The sequence below is a fragment of the Brachyspira sp. G79 genome, assembly GCF_002379365.1.
In the GTDB taxonomy this organism is placed as follows: Bacteria; Spirochaetota; Brachyspiria; order Brachyspirales; family Brachyspiraceae; genus Brachyspira.
Genome location: NZ_JQIU01000008.1, coordinates 2172191 through 2194883 on the forward strand (window position 1 = coordinate 2172191; position 22693 = coordinate 2194883).

Consider the following 22693-nt stretch of genomic DNA (forward strand, 5'->3'; position numbering starts at 1 on the left):
AGTGCCTCTTTTTTATTTATTAATTATATGAATATTAAATTTTGGATTTGTGGAGACTAGCCCTGCGAAGCACACAGTCGTGCCACACCCCCACTTCTTTTGGTGACCCAAAGAAGCAAAAGGACTGCATTTGATGAAATATATGTTTAAGTGTACCCCAAATATTTGTTTATATATATAAAATGCAGTTATTTAAAAAATCTAAAATAAATATTTAATTATCAAGACAAGCTCAAGTCTATTTTACAGAAGCCGTAAGGGTTGGAAGCTACTGTGCATCTCTTTGTTCTTGTTCTCCACAAATTATTGCCCAATATATCAACTTCTCTTATATCATGATTTAAATATACCACCTCTTTTATTGAAGCCATATCAAGTATATTAGATGAAGTTGTAAACATATAAATTGATGAGCCTGTCCATATATCTGTAAGATTTTCTAGCTGATATATTTGATCCACTTCATGATCATCAGCAACTCTAAATGCTGTACCTACAACTGTTATTCCGCTTGTTACTGCATTAAAAATATCTGGTCTGAATGCTTTATATTTGCCGTTAGCGTCATTTCCAATCATTGATATGTAATTAGAAAATAATCTGAATAAACCTTGAAGTTTAATATACACATCTATTGGAATAACTATATAAAGTTTCTGTCCGTTATTTTGAAGCTCCATTCTGTCATTAAATAGATTTCCTCCAACAGCATAATTCAAATATTTAGCCAAATCTATAAATGAAGAGAAGAAATTATCAATATCAGCCTCTGTCCAAGTGCTTATAGGTTTTGCAGTTAAATCAACAGTGTTTGTACTTCCGTAAAGACTAGCATCTGTAACTTTTGCTGCTAGGTTTCTTTCTCTTAAAAGCCCTAATCTTGATACAAGTTTCTGAGCTATATAATTTAAAATCTCTTCACCTGCTTTTTTCTCATCTCTTGAATAAAGTTCATTAATCTCTTCTATTCTATTAATATCTATTCCAATATAATATTCTTCAGGCTCCATTTTAAAAACTCTAGCCTCATGTTTAGGATACTCATTGAAAATATTTAAATCTCCCAAAGAAGTACCGCCGTACATGTTTTTGAGATTAAATGCCGTATTATCTAAATCACCTCCTATAGCTCCCTGAGAAACACCGACAAAAATCTCTGGTATATATTTACTCACAAAATTAGTCTGCCCCATATATCTAGGCATTTCTTTATTGATAATTGGAAAAAGTTTATTTTGTATATTTTGTAAATTAGGTATGCTCATATTATATTTAACTCCTACTATTGTTATGTTCGCCTACGCCTTGAGGCTTGACTTAATAAATTAAGTCAAGGGCTTCGGCTCACTTATTATTGTTATGTTCGCCTATGCCTTGAGGCTTGACTTAATAAATTAAGTCACACGTCTGTGTCACTGCGGGAAGGGCTTCAGCTCACTTATTTATTACTATGATAGTATTAAAATGCAGTATTTCTTGAATTGTATACGGTGTGAATAAGAAATTAATATCATACAGATTTCAAAAGTATCTCTACATAATTGCTGCCGCCTCTTATAACTATTCCTACTCCATGACCGTCTAATGATTTTTTGAATCCGCTATCACTAGCTGTTACAATATCTCCTGCTACAACACTTTCAGCTACAACTGCATTCACTATTCCGTCATAGCAAACCGATATTGTATTTGCCTTTAATCCAAACTCCTGATAGGAAAAAGCGTCTTCCAAGGCAACTCCTACAAATACACTTCCATCACTGTATAGAGAGAAAACACCTTTTCCATTATCATTTTTTATTGTTACAGGAAAACCTTTTTTAGGTAAATTAGCCTCATCGCTATGAATACCTGCTTTTATTATAGACCCTTGTGCCATTTAAACTCCTATTATTTCCTACGCTAATATAAGACAACAAATTAATTTCACTTTTTATTACGTATAAAATGATTTATCTAAATATATGCTAATACTTATTTAAAAAGTTTAGCTATTTCACTATACTTATTTTCTTCACTTAATGCTGATAAATTAATCTTCTCTGTGCCTCCTACTCCAATAGGTACTAAATCATTTCTTACTATTGACATTATCTCTTCTTTACTTAGTCCAGCCTTAAAAAGTTTTCTTGCCTTTGCGTATGTAGAGCTTTCTGATTTTGAAGAGCATCTTACAGCATTCTGACTTTCTGCATATTCATTACACCAATCTCCGTAAGTTATAGCTGAAAGATTTAATTCTTTATTATTGGAAGCATTATTAGATAAGTTGGATAAATTATTTAAATCTTTATTGTAGGCTTTATTGTTACTCTCTTTATTCACTTTTAAATTGTCTTCTCTTAATTTTTCTGCTACAATATCAATAATAATATTCTGAATATCTTCATCATTTTTAAATAAATAAACTAACTCTTCTCTAGCTTGCTTTTCTATTTCTTTATCTTCGCTTAATAATTTTTCTAATACACTTTTTAATTTTTGCATGTATCCTCCGTTAATATTCTCTTCACTGTTTATAATGGCACTAGCACAAAGCAAATCTACATTACGGCTTGCAGGATATTCTACTGCAGCAACAGCTTTTATTTCGCAATTCTCCCAATAAATAAAATCTTCATCTTCATAAGATCTTTTACCAACCATCTCAATAGAAGGATAAAAAGATTTTTTCTCTGTTACACTATCATCAAACCATTCTATAACAGCATAAAGTCCAATAGCCTCATTATCTTTTTCTAAACTTAAAACCTTTCCAATAGCTTCTCTTTCATCATCTTCTTTATGCCCCTTATAAACAAATATTTCTATAGTGCTTTTTTCAAATGAGTTTATAAGCTCATCAATATTTTTTTCTGTGATTTTATTAGTTTTAGTTCCAGCAAAAGTATTTTTTGAAAGGGGGATATACTGCTTGAAACTATCCCCTAAAATTTTGTATTTCTTTTTAATCATTTTATCTCCTTAAATTATAAATATTAATCTATATTGAAATGATTTTTTATTATTTATATATCTATAGCAAAAAATATTAGTGATTATAAGTCATATTTATTTTGTCAATTTTTATATTTTTATAAATCTATTATCAACTTTTTTGTCGCACAAAAAAGTTTTTATCTTTCAGATACGCTTCGAGAAAAACGTAAGTGCTATTACATATATAAATGTTATACTCATATACTAAATAAAGATTCAATATACGAACGGTAATACTCATTATTTTATAAAGCTAAAATATGTACGGCTTAGTAATTATAATTATTTAATATTGTTAGCAATCAGAGATTATTTATTATCCCTATACTTATATCAAAAAATATAAGTGATTATAAGTTCATCAAAATAAAAAAGGCTCGGTAAATTAATACCAAGCCTTTTATTTATCAATATTAAAAAATATATATAATTATAAATACTCTATTTCATCTAAACTCAAACCCGTAGCCTCGCTTATAAATTTATTGTCAAGCCCTGACCTTTTTAGATTTTTAGCTATAAAAATCGCTTTATTTTTGCCTCCTTTTTCTTCTGCTTTGATCAATTCTATATTCATCATTTCTTTTTGAAAATATTCATCTATTTCTTTTTTTCTGTAAGTATCTATCAACGGTTCATTATGTATGAATGATTCAGATTTTTCTTTTACTTCATCAAATATAGTATTTTCTTTTAATAATACAGACATATCCTCTCCTTTAAAAAATTTTAACCAAGATAAAAACTCTTTTTGTAAATCATCATAATTATTTGAATGAAATTTTGGAAGTTCTATGAAATGAAGCTGACAATCTTCTGTGAGAATTTTATTATAATTTATTTCTTTTAATACATAACAAGTATGAATATAATCTATATCCTTAACTAATCTGAAATTTAAAATATTAATACTTATAACAGGTGTTAATTTATTATATATATCATTTTTATTTAATCTTACACTATAACTGCTAGCCCAATAAAATAAAACTCTTTTTATGAATGATTCATTGCCTTGTAATTGTATTTCTATAATGACAATTTCACCATCTTCTGTAATGCATTTTATATCCATTACAGATTCTTTTGAATTAATATATTTACTCAAATTAAAAGGATTCAATATTTCAACTTTGCAAAAAGTTTTCATATTCATATTTTTCATAACTGAATTAATAAAATTCAAAACTATTTTTTCATTTCCAATATCTGAAAATAAATAACGAATATCTTCTCTCATCATAATTTTATTATACTTATATTCAATCAAATTGTCAAAATTTTTTATTGATGATTTTACTCTGATTTTCTAATTACAGAATGAGAAACTCTAAAATAATCGCATTCTCCAGACAGTCTTAAACTTTTAAAATTCAAATCAAAATATCTTTTAATAAAACTGTTGTTAATATAATTGATTATACCAGAAACTATATCGCTCGCCATAAGAACAGCATTGTCCTGAGTAAGTTCTGCTAATGATTTAGTAGCTCCTTTGTTTAGACCAAGTGCTTTAATATCTACACCTTTATTTTTAAATAATGCCGAAAGCATGCTGTCTCTAAAATTATACCATTCATTAGCATCAATACTTTCTATCTTTTCTATCTTACCATATTTGGAGATAAAAATTCCGCCTCCATTATTTACGAAATTTCTTATCTCTCTCTCTGCCTCCTTACGCTTTGAATCATTAAGCTCAGTATTTGCTATAAAATTAAAACTATGCTCGCCTATATTTTTTAAATTGCGGTTAAAACTATTATCCATAGATTCTAAAATCTGCCAAAGTGAATATGCACTGTATAAAAAAGGCTTTCCTATAATATCGCCTTCAATGCTTCCATAACTTGCATAACCTGCTAAAGCTAAATCAAAATCTATATTTATAATGCTTGCTTCATCATCACTATACAAACTATTAAAAATTTCTTTACGACTTTTTATAATGCTTATGCTTTTGATTTCATCACTGTCATCTTCATCAAAATGGAATCTGTATATTGAAGAAGGATCATAATATTTAAACCCTCTAAGTCCGTCAAGTCTTCCCTTAAATCCGTAAGCCTTTGCAGATACAACTTCGAGTTTCGGAGTAAAAAAACAAAATCCGTAAACCAAAGCATTATAAGTAACATTAACTATTAAGTTTTTAAGTCCGCCAGACCTTTTAAACTGATTTACAAAAAAATTATATGCATTATTTACTCTTTCATTATCTTCGCATTCTTTGGGCTTTTCTACAAAATAATCAAAAGAATTAATAACTCCTCTGTAAAACTGAAGTATAGGCTCAAGATAAATAGAACTCTCCATTCTCTTGCAGGTTAATGCCCATTTATGAGGAAATGAAAAATCATCGCTCTCATCTCCCCTATTATATATTACATTAGGAACGCCAGAATTATAACTCTTTGTGGATATTCTGTTTAATTCATCATTTAATTTTTCTATTTCTCTGTTTTTATCTTTTAATTTATTATCATATTCTTCAATAATTTTTTCTATTTGTGATTGTTTATTTTCTATATTTTGCATAAATGAAAACCTATTAAAAATTAATCTTTATACTAATAACAAAAAATATAAGTGATTATAAGTTTTTATTGTATACACTTGTAAGACATGATTACTACTATTTGATAATAATTTCAATACTTGCACTTTCGCGAAGCGTATTCGAGCTTGTCGAGGATATAAGTTCTTTTTGCGGCGGGAAAATAACAATAAAAAAATTGACAAACTTAAAAAGTTTCAGTATAAAAATAAAATCATTAATAGTGTATTAATTCAAAATATAAAAAATGGTGGCTGGTGTACTTTTTATGGCAATACCTAAAATTATTACTAACCGTGCATTAAGTGAAATTATATTTATATCAATCCTTTATATTAATACTATAATCTTTCAAAGTATCTAATATTAATAGCATTGACAGTTCATCTTGATTTGTTAAATCGTATTTATCTATATTGATTATATTCTTTATAGCATTCTGACTTCTTCCAGAAACAAATAATACATCATCATTTTTTAAAGCAGGCATTATTCTGCTTAATGAGTTTACATTCCAGAAAATTATTCTAGGAAGTTTGTAATTATTTTTATTAAATATTTCTTTCCAATATTCAAAATTAGTTTTATTTGTAAGTTCGCATTGATTAAACTCCATATCAGAAATTATTATTATATATTTAGGGAGCTCCTCCTGTGCTACATAATTGTTTACAGCAGTGTCAAGTAATGCTTTAAATACAGAATCAATATTTGTACTATAATCAACAGATGATCTTAAAACATAATCAACTGCATCAACAATATTATTTATATTTGATATGTCATGCATTTTAGAATTACCGCAGAAATCTATAAAATGATTATGAAATGCAGACTTATTTAACTGTGCTATATATATTGCCAAAGCTACAGAGCATATTAATGGTTCACCATTCAAAGCCATTCCCATACTTCCAGATACATCGCATGCTGCTATTGTATTTAAATTATTATCTCCAAAAATATTTGGAAGATTTTTCCAAGTTAAATCAAATTCTTCTCTTCTCGATTTTTTATCTTCTTCGTCACAGTCTAAAATCTCTCTTATAACATCAAAAGGAGTTAAGACGCTTGTATTTAATTTTACTTTTCCTAGTTTTACATCTTCAAAAAAATTATTATATCTTTTTTCATCATTTCTAATAAATGCTTTAGAGTATTTTCTCATAGCAAGTGCAGGAACTGAAGAATAATTAAATGTATAATCTTTTTCTCTTAAATTATTTTCTATTATTTTTATTTTCTTTCTTAAAGCAGATAAAGTTTTTCTATATTCTTTAGTGTTTATATTTAAAAGTTTTATTAGTTCTATTGAAATGCTTCTTGTATTTTTTGATGATGTATTTTCACTAGGAAGCCATTTAGCAAGAAGTGAAACATTATCAGTAGTTTTATCTTTATTTAATTGTTCTAATATTATATTTTTTGTAAAGTCAGAAATATTTTTATTTTCTCTATTCTTATACCATATATAAATAATATCGTCCCATCTTCCAAGCTCTGGTATAATTTTTAAGATTTCTATTGCTGTTAGAGTATGATTTTGCCTAATCATAATATTTATATATTTCCTAAAAACTTCTCTCTCACCAATACCTTTTCTTATATCTCTCAAATACATTATACATTTAGCTGTAAGTTCAGGACTTTCTCTCCAAGCGTCTATAAAATATTTTAATAATTCATCGCCTGTTTTTAGTCTGCTTGCTCCCATAGTTGCAAATAAATCTATTACACCATTTAATGATGAAATATTAGTATCAGCAAAATTTTGCGTATAAGTTTTATTAAAAGAATTTTTAAGCGAATCTAAAAAAGGCATAAAATTAATTCTCCTATAATAAAGGTTCTATAATAAAAAATATTCTATGCCTATAATAAAATAAGCATAGAATAAAAAAACTAGACACGATATACACCATTAAAAATGGCTAAAGGATTTGAACCTTCTTACTACCAGAAAATAAATTGCTGTTCGTGTCTAAAAAATAAAAAACTAGATTCCATTTAATCCAGATTGTGGCTTAAATATATTGCTGTTGGAATCTATTTTTCATTATATTACTGATTATTAATTTTGTCAATCTTTTAGATGGAGTATGTAGATTATAAACTATTTCATTAGTCTTTTATATCAATATTATAATCTTTTAAAGTATCTAATATTAAAAGCATTGATAATAACAGCAATACAGCTATCTATTTTTATTTACAATATAAAGTCCAAAATAAATTATTGGCAATCCTATAACAATGCTTAATATATAAGAAATACTATCAGAAAGCGGAAGTTTTATATTTTTTGGTTCATCAGGATCATACCATAAAGGCAATTCATCGCCTACTTTTCTAAATGGATAATGACTTCTTAAAGTAGCATATAATGTTCCATGATTATCAGCTTCATAACTTATTACCATTACCTTTTTATATCTAATTTTTCTAGGATTATATACTATTTTTTTTCTATCTAACTTTTCAACCACTCCTACAGTATGAATATAATTTCTTGTATTAATAAAAGAAAAGAATCCTACTACCCCCTCCAAAGTTAAAGCTATTCCTGCCAAACATACTAATATTTTTTCTATAATTGAAATAATTGAAATTTTTTTTCTATTCATCATTAGAACTCCAAAAAGATTTCATATATAATCTTGTAAAGTAGTTTTGAAACAAGTATAACATTTTTAAATTCATAATTTAACAAATTAAAAAATCTTGTAATACACTTACAAAAATATAAATAATTAATTATTTTTTAGAAAAACTATTCTCTTCGCCTTTAAGCATTCTTTTATAATTAGGTATATGCTTTATTATTATGAATATAGCAAGAAGTATCGCTATAGGAAGAAGAACAATATAATTTATATTAAAAAATATTCTGTATAAGAAATTAGCCTTAAAATATAAAATACTCAAAACTATAGGAAAAGCTATAGCCCCGCATGTAGAACCTATAGCAACAGTTTTTTTGGAAGAAAATAATCCTATAAAGAAAAATACCATAGTAATAAGAAGGCTTATAGGAGCAAGCATAAACATAGAACCTGCACTTGTAGCAACACCCTTACCGCCTTTAAATCCCAAAAATATAGAAAATACATGCCCAAGTATAGAAGCCACAGCACATGCCACTAAAATATAACTATGAGTAGAGAGCATATCAGCAAGTATAAAAGAAGGTACTAATACAGCAATCATACCCTTTCCTATATCAAGTATATAGGCAGCAATACCTGCTTTCTTTCCGCATACACGAAGAACATTACTAGCACCGGGGTTACAGCTTCCCTCTTTTCTTACATCGTGTCCGTTTATTTTTCCTATTATAAATGAAAAAGGAATAGCTCCTATTATATAGGATACTGCTATACTTATGATAATTTTTAAAAGCATATTTTTAACCTCCATACTTTTTACCCCGTTTTCTGAAATTAAGAATAATCGGAGTTCCTCTGAAATCAAACATTTCTCTAAATCTATTTTCTAAATATCTTTTATAATGCGAATTTAATTTATGCGGATGATTGCAAAATACAGCGAATGCTGGCGGATTTACTCCAGTCTGAGTAACATAAAAAATCTTAAAAGGATTTCCTCCTGCAGATATAGTATACTCTCTAGTAGCTCTAACCATAGTCTCTGTAAGAGCATGAGTTTCAAATCTCTGCATTCTAGTTTTTGCCACACGCACAGCAAGCGATAAAAGTTTTTCAGCATCATTTTTTCTAGCAGCACAAACCCTAGCATAAAAAGCATAATTAAGTATAGGAAAAGCACTTTTCATATATGCCTCATAATCATTCCAAGTAGTGCCTTTCTCTCTTATATCCCATTTGTTTGCAGCTATAACAATGCCCTTCTTTCTATCTATTATCAAATTTGCGATTGTTTTATCTTGGTCGGTTAAACCTTCAAATACATCAAGCATTAGTATGCATACATCTGAAGATTCTATTGCTTTTATTGCTCTATTTACGCTGTAATATTCAACATCTGTATTAACATTTTTCTTTTTTCTTATACCAGCAGTGTCAACAAGACAAATATTATCACCTTTAAAATTAAAAGTTTCATCTATAGCATCACGAGTTGTACCTGCAATGTCTGAAACTATACTTCTATCTTTACCTATCAATGTATTTAATAAAGTAGACTTACCAGCATTAGGCTTACCTACTATCGCTATATTTATAATTTTATTTTCATCTTCTTTTATTTCTTCTATTATGGTTTCTTCATAATCGCCACTATCTTCATCTAATAATTCATCATATTCAATATCTATATTTTCTGAATTGTATAAACTTTTATTACTCTCTTTTATCTGATTTATCTGCTCTTCTCTTTCAGCCTCCAAATCAACACCTATTCTCTCAAGTACTTCAAGTATTTTCTCTCTCAAATCATCAATGCCATTATTATGCTCGGCACTTATAGGAACAACATCATTTATACCTAAAGAATAAAATTCATTAATCAAATTGTTATGAGAATCGGCATCTACTTTATTAATTACAAGTATTATAGGCTTTCCAGATTTTCTTATGATATTAATAAAGTGTCTATCATCAGGGTGACTTTGATGAGCATCTACCAAAAAGAGTAATATATCCGCATCCTCTGCAGCGGTCTTTAATGCCTTTTCTCTTACCTTCTCATTTAAAGTATCATCGCTTATATCGAGAAGTCCTCCAGTATCAAATACATTAAAAGCTATATCATCAATATATGCTAAAGACATACTTATATCTCTGGTAACTCCAGCAGTAGGATCAACTATAGATTTTCTTCTTCCAGCAAATCTGTTAAACAGTGTGGACTTACCAACATTAGGTCTTCCAAGTATAGCGATATTTTTCATTTATAAAAACCTTTATATAATCAAATGTAAATAAAATAATATCATAGTTTTGAATATATTGCTATTATATTTTTATTATTATATTTAAATGAATAAGATACATTATTACATCAGTATTTTTACAACTTTAACGAAGTTTTTATTAAATTCATCTTCTATTATAACTTCTATTTTAGCAAATGCTAAAGTATATATTATAAATAATAAAATAATTAATATAATTTTTTCATAAAATATTCCTTTATCAATATTTTTTAATTAAAATTTTAAGTGTAAAATATTATATAACTAAATTAATATCATAATACATAATTTTTTACAAACTTAAAATTTTTAGTATATACCTAAACAAATATAGTTTGTCAAAAATAAAATCACATTTTGTTTTTAATATCTTGGGCTTTGCCGCACTCTGCGTACCGTAGGCAAGGTACTGCCCAAATTTTACATATTACCATACGTTTAATATATATATATATATATTTAAAATATAGAGTTTTAGAAATTGCATTTTTACAACTTTTTGTAGACAAAAAGTTGATAATTTCTATATAAAGTGCATCAGTTGACAAACTTAAAAATTTGCAATATATATGATTAATCAATAAATTAAAAAATTAGGGGTATATAATAAAGTATGAATAAATTAGATTTAGTAATATTCGATATGGACGGGCTTTTACTTGATACTGAAACTATAAGTTTGGCTGCTTGGAAAAAATCTTTTAAAAATTATAATATTAATATTGACACAGAAAAACTTTTTTTTACAAAGATATTAGGCTCAAATGAAACTTCTATAAAAAATACAATGATGGAATTATCAAAAATCGATGAAGAAACATTTTATGATATTATAGATAATCAAATAGAAGAGGCTTTTAATATAGTAATGGAAGATGGTATAAGTATAAAAAAAGGTGCTGTTGAACTTATTAATTTTTTAAATGATAAAAAATAAAAAAGCTATAGCAAGTTCAAGTATAAGAAAGAAAGTTGATTTATATTTAGACAAAACTAATTTAAAAAAAGAATTTGATTATATATTATGCGGAGATGAAGCTTCTCACCCAAAGCCTTATCCAGACTTGTATAATAATGTATGCAGCTATTTTAATTTTGATAAAAATAATGTGATAATCTTAGAAGATTCTAAAAATGGTTTATTATCTGCTAAAAATGCTGATATAGAAAAAAGATTATATATACCAGATTTGCTTTTATTATCAGAAGAAGATGAAAAGGAATTATCATATAAAAAATTTAATGATTTAATAGAAGTAAGAGATTATATAAAAAATAATTTTTTTAATAAAAATAAGTAATTATTATGCTGGAAATTAATTGATTTTTATAGTAATATTTATCATTATTATGCATTAGGAATATTACCTATGGAAAAAAATATTTCAAAAGAAACATTAAAACTCTTACTTGAAATGCAGCAAAATGAAGTTACAGAGCATGCAGTATATTTAAATTTAGCAAAGTTTGTAAAAAAAGAAGACGATAAAAAAGTGCTTATTAGAATAGCAAAAGAAGAATATGCACATGCAAAGATATTAGAGAAATACACAAATAAAAAATTAAAGCCTAATAAGTTTAAAGTATTAAAATTCTTTGTATTAAGTTTTATATTCGGATATACTTTCGTTATAAAGATTATGGAAGGCGGAGAAAAAGATGCTGAGTATATATATTCAAAAATAGTAGAAGAAGTTCCTGATGCCAAAAAAATAGCCTTTGAAGAAGATGAGCATGAAAAAAACCTGATTGACATTTTAGATGAAGAAAGACTTAAATATGTAGGCTCTATGGTTTTGGGATTAAGCGATGCATTAGTAGAGATAAGCGGCACATTAGCAGGTCTTAGTTTTGCATTGCAAAATAACAGACTTGTAGCTTTATCTGGAATTATTACTGGAATATCAGCTACACTTTCTATGGCGTCATCAGAGTATTTATCTGCCAAAGCCGACGGAGATAAAAATGCTTTTAAGTCTTCATCATACACTGGAATAATGTATTTGATAACTGTTACTCTTCTTATATTGCCTTATCTTATATACCCTAATAATCATTATTTGTACGCATTAATTACTATGCTTTGTATAGTGGTGTTTATAATATTTTTCTTTACGTACTATATATCAGTTGCTAAAAGTCTGCCTTTTAAGAAAAGATTTTTAGAGATGGCTGGAATTAGTTTAACTGTTGCTGGCATAAGTTTTTTGGTAGGACTTTTAGTTAAGCAGTTTTTGGGAATTGATATTTAATTATTTACTATATTTTCTAATTCATCTATTATCATACTAATAGTATCATTATATTCTTTAAACCAGCCGCTGTTTGTAAGAGTAGACCAAATGCTGAATTTTAAATCTTTGGTATTGCCTGTGGTATTGTCTAATAATTTCGTATTTGAAAAGTTTACTATAAATTTGTCATATTCCAAATGAAAACTTATATCAAAACATAAGGAGTTATTATCTATTATATTGTTTGATACAAAAAACAAATATACAAGCCCATTATCGTAACTGCTGAATTTATTGTTTTGTGCCTCTTGTTGTACCCATTTAAGTATCTCTTTTCTTAAATCACTTCCTTTTAACTTTGTTGACACGAATATCTTTTGTTCTGATAAAAGAACTGTATTGATTATCAAAAAAAATACTAGTATAAATTTTTTCATATCTCTCTTATTGTAGATAATATATTATTAATATCTTTAATTTTCTTGCTGTGATTATTTTTTATATTATTATTAATTAAAGCAACCATTACCTGATGATAGTAATTTTCTGTCTCTAAAGTATAAAGCAGATAATGCACCAAAACATTTTCATAATATGAGTCAAACTCTGTAATATATAATTCTTTATCATTTGCTTTTACACTTTTATTTGATATAATATTTTCGCCTTTTACACTATTTAAAATATTTTCATTATACTCTTCTAAAGTAATATTATTTAACTCTTCTTTGTTTTTAGAAAACATTATAAAGCATATTCCATTTTTAGTATTTATTGCTTCTAAATTGGAGTTTTCATTAAGCTCATTTTTTACTTTACTTAATCTCCATTCATTAGAAAAAGCTATATCAAATTTTCCGTCATAGCTTTTTATATGAAATAATCCTTTATTATTTTTTCTTTTAAATATCATTACTGCTGCTGAGGCTGTAATTATAGTAGTAGTTAAAATAATTAAAGGAAGTTTTTTGTTCATAGAAATAGCCCCCAAAGTTTTCTTTCATACTAATAGGCTATAATATTTTAGGTAAAAAATCAAGAAAAATCATAAAAAATTATAGTATATTGATATTTTTTAATATAAAATAATTAATAAATTTTATTTAAGGATTTTTTATTTATGTATATTTTATTTGCATTGCTTTCTTCAATATTTGCAGCACTAACAGCCATATTAATAAAAAATAGGGCTTTTTAATATTAACTCTAATTTGGCAACTGCAATAAGAACTATTATAATATTAATAATGTCTTGGATTATAGTTTTTTTATACAAATAAAAACAGCTCTGTAATTGAAACTATAAAAAATATAAACAGTAAAACATTAATATTTATAATACTTTCAGGTATAGCAACTGGGCTTTCTTGGATATTTTATTTTAAGGCTTTGCAGATTGGCAATGTAAATAAAGTAGCTGTAATAGATAAACTCTCTATAGTATTTACAATTATACTATCTTCAATATTTTTAAAAGAGGCTTTAACATTAAAGATTATAATAGGTGCTTTTTTTATACTTGCAGGTACTTTGATAATAACTTTATAAAAAATATTAACTATACATTTATTTTATAGATGATATGATTTTGATATGTAACTAAACAGATACAATTTGTCAAAAATAAAATTATATTTTTTTAATATATAGGGCAGTCGTATCAACCAATCTCCTTTTGTGCAGCATATGCGGCAAAAGAATTTAATAATATATTTACAAAAATATATAAATTGATAAAATAAAATTATTTTACTACAGTATTAATTTGTCAATACTTTAATTATCATTTTTTATATTTATTTTATTCTTCTTTTTGATATAAATGTTTGCAATAAGGAGCATTATAGCAGCTATCGCAATTATTCATACTTGGATTATATTTAAGTTTTCCATTTAAAATATCTTCAAATATTTCATCAAAATAATTATTCAAATTATATTCGCTTTCTATATATCCGCATACTGAAAGCAAAAATCTCTGTCATTATACACTTCATTTATTTCAGTATTCCCATCTATAACATCCTTTTCTCTGTATATAGTAAATACTACTTCAGAGTGTTCTATTTTTTCCGCTACATTATTTTTTATGTATTCGCTTAAAATTAATTTCAAATAAAGTATAGGCTGAAGATATGTAAGTATTGTCTCTTTTATAATTTCTATATTTGTTTTTTCTTTTTTATCTTTATCTTTTTTTCTGTTCTAGGACTTCCTTTATAATCCACTATTCTAACACCATTTATATTTTTATATTTATCATCTTTATAGCTGAAATCTATTCTGTCTATTACACCTCTTATCTTTAATGTGAAATCTCCTTTTTTATATATTATATATTCTCTTTCATCGAAGCCTATACGTCTTTCAAAATCAAAAGGTATATAATGATAACCCTCGTTCATATCTTTAACTTTATTTGTTATTATCTCTTTTTTTATGAAGGCATGCATAACATTTAATGCTTCTTTTTTTATAATATTTTGATCTAACTGATACTCAATAAAATATCTCTCTTCCAAATCTTTTTTTGAATATGTTTCTATCATATCATTAATATGAGCTTCCACTACTTCATCAGCTATACTGCAGTAGGTATTAAACTCTTCTTCTTTAAGCGAGCAGTCAAAAATAGGTGATTTATCTTGTACATCTTTATAAAACTTCTGAAAAAATTTATGATAAGTAATACCTTTATCAGCACGATTAATACCCTGAACTTTTGCCTCAACAGAATCTTTCTGATATAAACTTGAATAAAAAAACTTAGCAGAGCATTCCATTATAGACTGAAGAGTTGTAACTGAAACTGGACTTTTAAAAATATTATAGAAAAATGTTTTTATCTCTTCGCTTTTATCATCAAAATTATTATATCCGTTTTTATTTCTCTTATGATATACTTTATTCATGATATTTTTTACATCATCTATATAATATGCTGCCTCATGATTAAAAAATAAACTCATTAAATTTTCTTTATTAGTATGAATATTATTTTCTTTTTGTATATATTCTTTTCTGTATATAAGTCCGTTTTCTTTTAAATTATCAAACTTAAAATCATTATGATAAATTTCATTATATAAATCTTCCAAATAATAAAAAGGAACTTCTAAATTACCGTTATCATCTTTTAATCTGAAAGAAAAATAAACCTGACTTTCTTCATAACAGTATGATAATATATTCAAAAATAAAGCATAAGAAATATCCGATAAATAATGATGAGTATTAAATGCATGTTTTTTTAAATCTTTATTAATACTCTCTCTTAATTTCTCGCCTATAAAAAATACATTAGGTCTTCTGTTTATAAAGTCATTATTCATACCCAATATAAATAAATGTTTAAATCTAAGTCCTCTAGCATCATATAAATTACTAACTGTAAGAGAAATTTCTTTATCATCATTGTCCATAAGAGATTTATCTCTTAATAATACATTCAAAGCAGTTTGAAAATCGAAATGACTTATGCTCTCTTTTTCTATTGTTTCTATCTCTTCAGTATATGATATAGTAAGCACCAAATCAATAAATAGGGCCAATGCCTTATTATCTCTATTATAATATTCTCTTTCATATTCATCATCATAAGATACAGAACCAATTTTTAGAAATTTTAAAATATTTATGTAAGCAAGTCCTATCTCTTTATAAGTTTTCTTTGATACCAATATATTAAGCAAATCAATAAACTCTATTATAGTTTTTGAAGTGTTATTATTATTGAACTTTCTTGCTATTTTATCCTTAAAGTCATTAAAAGACATTTTTGAATATATTTCTACCGAATTATATTTATCATACCTATCATAAGAGTAAATCAAATCTCTTATATTATAAGGATTTAATCCCTCAAGATTTTTTATATATGAAGAAGAGAGAACCTTTATTAAAGCATCTATATTAAGCTCTCCATTATATTTATCAAGTATAGAAAATATAGAAGTAAGCACTGGTATTATAGGTACTTTCCACACAAAATTAGCCCTTCTTTCATTAAACTTAATAGAACATTCTTTTAATCTTCTTGAAACTACATCACTGTATTTTTGAATATCCGAAAATATTATTCCTATATCATATAATGGAGTACCATTTTTTATTAATTTTATAATCTCATCTACTACCGTATCAACTTCCTGCTTTACTCCGAAACCAGATATGAATTTTATTTTTTCTTTATATTTACTTAAATTAGTTTTATCTATAAGAGATTTTGAAAAATCTGAATTGGCACTAATATCAAAATTATCAATACCCTGATAAAATGATCTATAATCATAAAAATATTTCTTCATGTCATAAGGCAGTTCTACTTTAATATTTATATTATAATATTTTTTAAGGCTTTCTAAAAATATTAAATGCAATGGCGGTATCTTTTCAAAACCATAAATGATTATACTGTTATACTCATTCAAATAATCAAGCTCTCTGTTTTTTATAGCCTCTATAAAAAGCTCAAATATATCAAACTCATCTAAGAGGTCATTTTGTTTGTTATATTCTTTATAATACCTTATAATTGTATTTATCTCTTTAAGCTCTTTATAATTATTCAAATCAAAACCATAAAATTTAGCCAAAGTGATTTCTTCTATAAGTTTATAGAATGTGTATGCAAGTTCATAGGTAATATTCTGTTTCGCTATTACAGAATTTTTATTATTATATTTGTATTCATTTAATATGTTATGAATATTAATTATTGCTATTGATTCATCTATATATTGTTTTTGATTATCTATTCTGTAATTTATAAAAAAATTTTCTTTATTGTCTTTATAATATTTATGCAGTATCTGATAATTACTGATATCCATTGTATAATTTTTGAATTTATCTTTAAGATAATTATTTTTTGCTTTATAATTTGGAAATAAAATTAGTTCTGGCATAATAAAAATCACTTTTTTATTTTATTATACTGAAAATTTTTAAATTTGTTAATTTTTTATTTCTATTTTTTAACACAACACATTATACATAACGCTGCTTCCTTAAAACGCATAATAACATACACAATACAAAAGCATTTCAAAATTATTCTAATCAAACAAATAACTAAAAAATGTGTTTAGGTATACTTAATAATTTTCAGTATGCACTTCATATATTAGGCTTAAAATATTTTATATAAAATGAATTATTGTTTTTTAGCTTTACGGTTCTTACATACAGGGCATATATCTGGGTTTTCATTTGCCAAATCAATATATCCGCATATATCACACTGCCAATTTTCTATATCAAATGTTTTATCTTCTAAGAAACTTTGAAACTGTTTTTTATGTCCGTCTTCTATTCTTGCTACATTCATAAAGGCCATAGCCAAATCATCAAAGCCCTCTTCCTGAGCTGTTTTAGCATACGATAAATACATGTCTATAGATTCATAATTTTCATTTGTAATAGATTCTTTTAAATTATCTTCAGTAGAAAATATACCATGAAAGTTTTCAAACCATATCTTTGCATGTTCCTGTTCATTCCTAGCAGCTCTTTCATACATTAAAGCTACATCTTCTCTTCCTTCTTCTCTTGCCTTTTCAGCATAAAACATATATCTGCATCTAGCCATAGCCTCTCCTATAAATGCATTTCTCAAATTAACTTCTGTTTTAGATCCTTTTAATTTCATATGAGTCTCCGTTATCGATAATTTTTGCTAATAAATATTATATACTAATTACAATAAAAAATATATACCTATAATTTGAATTTATATTAAATATAACAAAATAATATAAATAAGGACAATAAAAAAACAAGGGCTATAAAACAATTTAAGCCCTTGTTTTTATGGTATAGTATTATTACTAAGATTATATTATTTTTCTATTTCTCTAATTAGGTTTACCATCTCAATAGCACCCATAGCAGAATCAAAACCTTTGTTTCCAGCTTTAGTTCCAGCTCTTTCAATAGCCTGCTCAATGTTTTCAGTAGTTAAAACACCGAACATTACAGGTACATCGGAATTAAGCGAAACATTAGCAATACCTTTAGATACTTCAGCACAAACATAATCATAATGAGTAGTAGAGCCTCTTATAACAGCACCAAGACATATAACAGCATCATATTTTTTGGATTTAGCCATTTTAGAAGCTATTAGAGGTATCTCAAAAGCACCAGGCACCCAAGCTACAGAAATATCATCGTCTTTGATATTATGACGAGATAAAGCATCTAAAGCACCGCCCAAAAGTTTAGAAACAATAAATTCATTGAATCTGGCACATACTATACCAATTTTAATTGGTTTTTCACTAACGAGTTTTCCTTCAAAAGTTTTCATCTTAACTATCCTTTATTATTGTTATTATTAGGTCCTAATATTTTTATTGGGGTTTCACCCCAAACCCCAGTTCTTTTGGTGACCCAAAGAACCAAAAGGACTGCAGTTTTTATATTTGACTTTTTTTCATAAAACTTAATAATTTTCTTACACTGTCTTCTTGTCGTTTCAAAATATTTATAAGTCCTACGCTATTATAAGCTAGCAACTAAAGCACAGACTATTATGCAAAGGTACCTTACTGCATATTTTATGAGATAGACTTCGTCAACTCGTTTGTTATTATTATGCTTGGCAGTAGTCTAGCTTTTTTAATTTATTATATGAGAAAACTTGTTCTTTAATAAACTCATAAGTTTTCCACTTCCTCTATACTTAAACCTATATTTTCACTAATTATTTTTATATCTATACCAGCTTTTTTTAAGTTTCTAGCTATATATATCTGCTGTTCTCTTTTTCCCTTCTCCATACCCTCTTCAATTCCTAATCTTCGCTCTTCTTCAAGCATTATTTGATTACCATATAAATAAGCCTGTCTCTTATCATATTCATTCATCATTAGTCTGTCTTTAATAAAATTATTATATCTTCTTTGCACTTCTTCCATTACAGGTTTTTCTTTTACTAATTCTGACATTATAACCTCCTCATTTTCTTTCATTGTAAAGAATTTTAGCCAGCAATTTAAATCTGGGTTTAATAAATTATTATGAAATTTTTTAAGTTCAATTATATGTATTTGTAAATGATCTGTTAAAAGTCTTTGATTAATTGTATCATAAATCATATAGCACGAATGTATATTGTTACTGTCATCTAAATTAAAATTAAGAAGATTAATACTTATTACTGGAGTTAATGCATCGTATTTTTCACCTTGCTTTAAAAGTTTGCTGTAATTAGAAGCCCAATAATAAAGTATGCGTTCTGGAAATCTTGAATTGCCTTGAAGCTGAATCTCTATAATAACAACTGAACCATTTTGAGTTATACATTTAACATCTGTTATGGTCTCTTTATTCTCGTAATTTTCCTTATAATTAAAAGGAGTTAATATCTCTACTGACCTAAAAGTCTTCATACCAGCATCAAGCATTGTTGAATTAATAAAATCAAGCAATATTGCCTCGCTTCCTTTATCAGAGAAAAGATATCTCACAAAATAATCGTTCAATGTATTAAAATATTTTATGCTTCTGTAGTTATTATCCATCATACAAACATTATAATAAAATTAATATAAATTGTCAAAATTATTATATTATTATTGCTATGCTCGCGACGAAGTCCGCATTGCGAAGCAAGGTGCTGCCTTAAATAAGCTAGCAAGTAAACTCACTAGCTGGCTTACCAAAGGTACCTTGCCTACGGCACAAAGAGTGTTGGTCGGCTCACTTGTTATTGTTATGCTCTTTTAATAGCCTACATTTTCAAGTTTTATCTGCGAATTATGCACAAAACCATGAATTGCATCTTTTCCATCTTTAGCATTTGGAGGCATATAATATACTTCACACCAACCTTTATCATCTATTTCATAATAATAATAATTATCAATAGCTAATAAAAGACCTCCATTATTAATCATATCGTTTTTCAAAATCTTTCCTATTATTTTTCCATTTGCTTTATCTCTTATATTCACATAATCATCTTTAGAATTATATTCAAGTTTAGTATAATAAGAATTTCCAGCATGATAATAACTGCCTGCAGAATTATCTTTAGAAAAATATTCTATTTGTACATCATCAAGTAATTTAATATTTACAAGATCGCCATAAGCCTCTCTTCCTGCTTCACCTTCACAAAAAATAGAATAGTTTCTTATTGTTACCTCTGCCCTTACAGCAGCAGCACCTAAAAATCTTTTATTTAAAGGTTCTGGTAATTTTACTTCAATATTTTCTAATAAAACACCGAATTCCAATCTTTCAAATTCTTTATAATCCTCCATATTATCTGAATATATACTAAATAAAAAAGGCAAATCAATATTATTATCAGGATAAAATCTTAAAGCACTATAAATAATATCAACATCAGAATTATCAGTTCTTTCCAACACTCCTGTTAATGTAATTTCACCATCAAAATAAGCAGAATAATTGCCACCATCAATTTTTTTTACTTTAAGTGTATTTTTTGTTACTTTACCATTATCGCTTAAAAGTTCAGAAAAATACGCTTCACTAGGCGGAAATGCCCATAATAAATTAATGCTTAAAAGAAATAAAATAATTTTCTTCATTGAATAACTCCCATTATATATAAAAAACTTGTTCGTTAATAAGCCCTGCCATTTTGAAAAATGGCAGGCACTCACAAGTTTTTTATTTAGTTTATACCTAAACAAATATATTTTGTAAATTTTATTTTTTATATTGTCATTATTTTCGGGGACTAGCCCCCGAACCCCCACTTCTTTTGGACGCTGTCCGCCCGTGGCGTGCCACAAAGAAGCAAAAAGGCTATATTTGAGCTTAATTTTAATAATTTATATTACATGTAAAATAAAGTTAGTATGATTTAGTACTAATTTTACACTTGCACTTTTTGGTTCTTTTTGCGGCGGGAAAAAGAACAATAAAAAATTGACAAACTTAAAAATTTTTAGTATATATAGTTTTCAAAATCTTGTAATTTTTTATTATTTCTATTCTCTTTTAATAGCCTCCGTTTTCAAGTTTTACCTGAGAACCATGCACAAAGCCATGAATTGCATTTTTTCCGTTTCCAACCACTGGAGGAAGATAAAATACCTCATACCAATTTTTTTCAAAATTTTCATAATTCATATAATCAATACCTGCTCCATTGATAGATAATAAAACTCCCCCATTATTAATCATATCATTTTTCAAAATCTTACCTATTATTTTTCCATTTGCTTTATCTCTTATATTCACATAATCATCTTTAGAATTATATTGAAGTTCGTTGTAATAAACATTTCCGTCATTATAATTATCTTTACTAAAATACTCTGTTTCTACATCACCTAAAGCCTTAAAACCTACAATATCACCGTAAGCCTCTCTAGATGCTTCACCTTCTCCATAAAAACGATAATTTCTAATTGTAACTTCAGCTCTTACCGCAGCAACGCCTAAAAATCTTTTATTTAAAGGTTCTGGTAATTTTACTTCAATATTTTTTAATAAAACACCGAATTCCAATCTGTCAAATTCAACGCCGCTAAAATCCCAAGAATCACCATATTTGGAAGCACCTTGATTTTCCAAATACATTTCAGATGAAGCATATAAAAAAGGAAGATTTACATTATTATCAGGATAAAATCTTAAAGCAGTATAATTATCTCCCATATCTTCATTATCAGCTCTTTCAAGAACTCCTGTTAATGTAATCTCTCCATCAAAATAAACCATACCACCACTTTCTACATTATAGGCTTTAAGTGTATTTTTTGTTACTTTACCATTATCACTTAAAAGTTCAGAAAAATACGCTTCAGTAGGTGGAAATGCCCATAATAAATTAATGCTTAAAAGAAATAAAATAATTTTTTTCATTACAATAGCTCCTTGTTTATAAATAACAATTATTCGATTCTTACTACTGATTAAAATTATAAGAATCAATAAATTTTATATTCTTTACAACTTTTTCCCGCCGCAAAAAGTTGCAAAAAGTGCATATTAAAAACCTATTTATTAAATGTAAAAACTTGTTAGTCTAAAGCTAGTAATTTT

At 26.6% G+C, this 22693-nt stretch carries 22 protein-coding genes and 1 pseudogene; 4 read left to right on the top strand and 19 right to left on the bottom strand.

The window, feature by feature from the left end:
• Positions 1 to 221: 221 nt before the first annotated feature.
• The 9 genes from KQ44_RS10970 to der all read right to left on the bottom strand — a co-directional run bounded on the left by KQ44_RS10970 (position 222) and on the right by der (position 10406).
• Positions 222 to 1265: a hypothetical protein gene (locus KQ44_RS10970; RefSeq protein WP_008721534.1), complete on the bottom strand. Its 1044-nt coding sequence runs from the start codon at positions 1263 to 1265 to the stop codon at positions 222 to 224.
• Between the two features lie 245 nt (positions 1266 to 1510).
• Positions 1511 to 1879, bottom strand: coding sequence for a phage capsid protein (locus tag KQ44_RS10975; protein ID WP_096737432.1), 369 nt, complete (start codon positions 1877 to 1879; stop codon positions 1511 to 1513).
• 95 nt (positions 1880 to 1974) lie between these two features.
• On the bottom strand, positions 1975 to 2955 hold the full coding sequence (locus KQ44_RS10980) for a phage capsid protein (protein WP_096737433.1): 981 nt from the start codon (positions 2953 to 2955) through the stop codon (positions 1975 to 1977).
• Between the two features lie 454 nt (positions 2956 to 3409).
• On the bottom strand, positions 3410 to 4222 hold the full coding sequence (locus tag KQ44_RS10985; protein WP_096737434.1) for an Rpn family recombination-promoting nuclease/putative transposase: 813 nt from the start codon (positions 4220 to 4222) through the stop codon (positions 3410 to 3412).
• A 53-nt stretch (positions 4223 to 4275) separates the two neighbouring features.
• Entirely contained in the window at positions 4276 to 5517 is a 1242-nt protein-coding gene (locus KQ44_RS10990; protein WP_096737435.1) for a phage capsid protein, read from the bottom strand.
• 341 nt (positions 5518 to 5858) lie between these two features.
• A complete protein-coding gene (locus tag KQ44_RS10995) occupies positions 5859 to 7358 on the bottom strand; it encodes a DUF2828 family protein (protein WP_096737436.1) in 1500 nt (499 codons plus the stop codon).
• Between the two features lie 373 nt (positions 7359 to 7731).
• Positions 7732 to 8160: a DUF3592 domain-containing protein gene (locus KQ44_RS11000; RefSeq protein ID WP_096737437.1), complete on the bottom strand. Its 429-nt coding sequence runs from the start codon at positions 8158 to 8160 to the stop codon at positions 7732 to 7734.
• Positions 8161 to 8290: 130 nt separating this feature from the next.
• On the bottom strand, positions 8291 to 8938 hold the full coding sequence (gene plsY / locus KQ44_RS11005; RefSeq protein ID WP_096737820.1) for a glycerol-3-phosphate 1-O-acyltransferase PlsY: 648 nt from the start codon (positions 8936 to 8938) through the stop codon (positions 8291 to 8293).
• Between the two features lie 4 nt (positions 8939 to 8942).
• Positions 8943 to 10406, bottom strand: coding sequence for a ribosome biogenesis GTPase Der (gene der / locus KQ44_RS11010; RefSeq protein ID WP_096737438.1), 1464 nt, complete (start codon positions 10404 to 10406; stop codon positions 8943 to 8945).
• 637 nt (positions 10407 to 11043) lie between these two features.
• Between der and KQ44_RS15455 the strand changes: the two genes are divergently transcribed.
• From KQ44_RS15455 to KQ44_RS11020, 3 genes are all read left to right on the top strand, one after another.
• Complete coding sequence (locus KQ44_RS15455) at positions 11044 to 11367, top strand: HAD family phosphatase (protein ID WP_276307042.1); 324 nt, start codon at positions 11044 to 11046, stop codon at positions 11365 to 11367.
• Complete coding sequence (locus KQ44_RS15460) at positions 11354 to 11731, top strand: HAD-IA family hydrolase (RefSeq protein WP_276307043.1); 378 nt, start codon at positions 11354 to 11356, stop codon at positions 11729 to 11731. Before KQ44_RS15455 ends, KQ44_RS15460 begins: the two co-directional genes overlap by 14 nt.
• 69 nt (positions 11732 to 11800) lie before the next feature.
• Entirely contained in the window at positions 11801 to 12682 is an 882-nt protein-coding gene (locus tag KQ44_RS11020; protein WP_096737439.1) for a VIT1/CCC1 transporter family protein, read from the top strand.
• On the opposite strand, the gene KQ44_RS11025 is transcribed toward KQ44_RS11020, so the two are convergent.
• The gene (locus tag KQ44_RS11025; RefSeq protein ID WP_096737440.1) at positions 12679 to 13101 is read right to left on the bottom strand and encodes a hypothetical protein; all 423 of its coding nucleotides are present in this window, start codon (positions 13099 to 13101) and stop codon (positions 12679 to 12681) included. The genes KQ44_RS11020 and KQ44_RS11025 overlap by 4 nt on opposite strands.
• Entirely contained in the window at positions 13098 to 13640 is a 543-nt protein-coding gene (locus tag KQ44_RS11030) for a hypothetical protein (RefSeq protein ID WP_096737441.1), read from the bottom strand. Before KQ44_RS11030 ends, KQ44_RS11025 begins: the two co-directional genes overlap by 4 nt.
• Before the next feature lie 144 nt (positions 13641 to 13784).
• Between KQ44_RS11030 and KQ44_RS15615 the strand changes: the two are divergent.
• Positions 13785 to 14212: pseudogene (locus tag KQ44_RS15615) on the top strand (EamA family transporter).
• 253 nt (positions 14213 to 14465) lie between these two features.
• Here the strand turns inward: KQ44_RS15615 and KQ44_RS15155 are convergent.
• The 8 genes from KQ44_RS15155 to KQ44_RS11065 all read right to left on the bottom strand — a co-directional run bounded on the left by KQ44_RS15155 (position 14466) and on the right by KQ44_RS11065 (position 22513).
• Positions 14466 to 14636 carry a hypothetical protein gene (locus tag KQ44_RS15155; protein ID WP_240516609.1) on the bottom strand — a complete coding sequence of 57 codons (171 nt, stop codon included), beginning with the start codon at positions 14634 to 14636 and terminating at the stop codon, positions 14466 to 14468.
• Entirely contained in the window at positions 14612 to 14779 is a 168-nt protein-coding gene (locus KQ44_RS15160) for a hypothetical protein (RefSeq protein ID WP_240516610.1), read from the bottom strand. The genes KQ44_RS15155 and KQ44_RS15160 overlap by 25 nt, the downstream gene beginning before the upstream one ends.
• Before the next feature lie 47 nt (positions 14780 to 14826).
• Positions 14827 to 17571: a PD-(D/E)XK nuclease family protein gene (locus KQ44_RS11040; protein ID WP_240516611.1), complete on the bottom strand. Its 2745-nt coding sequence runs from the start codon at positions 17569 to 17571 to the stop codon at positions 14827 to 14829.
• 248 nt (positions 17572 to 17819) lie between these two features.
• Positions 17820 to 18314, bottom strand: coding sequence for a ferritin family protein (locus KQ44_RS11045; protein ID WP_096737442.1), 495 nt, complete (start codon positions 18312 to 18314; stop codon positions 17820 to 17822).
• A gap of 189 nt (positions 18315 to 18503) precedes the next feature.
• Positions 18504 to 18974: a 6,7-dimethyl-8-ribityllumazine synthase gene (gene ribE / locus KQ44_RS11050; protein ID WP_008727357.1), complete on the bottom strand. Its 471-nt coding sequence runs from the start codon at positions 18972 to 18974 to the stop codon at positions 18504 to 18506.
• 349 nt (positions 18975 to 19323) lie between these two features.
• Positions 19324 to 20190, bottom strand: coding sequence for an Rpn family recombination-promoting nuclease/putative transposase (locus tag KQ44_RS11055; RefSeq protein ID WP_096737443.1), 867 nt, complete (start codon positions 20188 to 20190; stop codon positions 19324 to 19326).
• Positions 20191 to 20391: 201 nt separating this feature from the next.
• Positions 20392 to 21228 carry a hypothetical protein gene (locus tag KQ44_RS11060; RefSeq protein ID WP_096737444.1) on the bottom strand — a complete coding sequence of 279 codons (837 nt, stop codon included), beginning with the start codon at positions 21226 to 21228 and terminating at the stop codon, positions 20392 to 20394.
• A gap of 415 nt (positions 21229 to 21643) precedes the next feature.
• Complete coding sequence (locus KQ44_RS11065; protein ID WP_096737445.1) at positions 21644 to 22513, bottom strand: hypothetical protein; 870 nt, start codon at positions 22511 to 22513, stop codon at positions 21644 to 21646.
• Positions 22514 to 22693 lie beyond the last annotated feature (180 nt).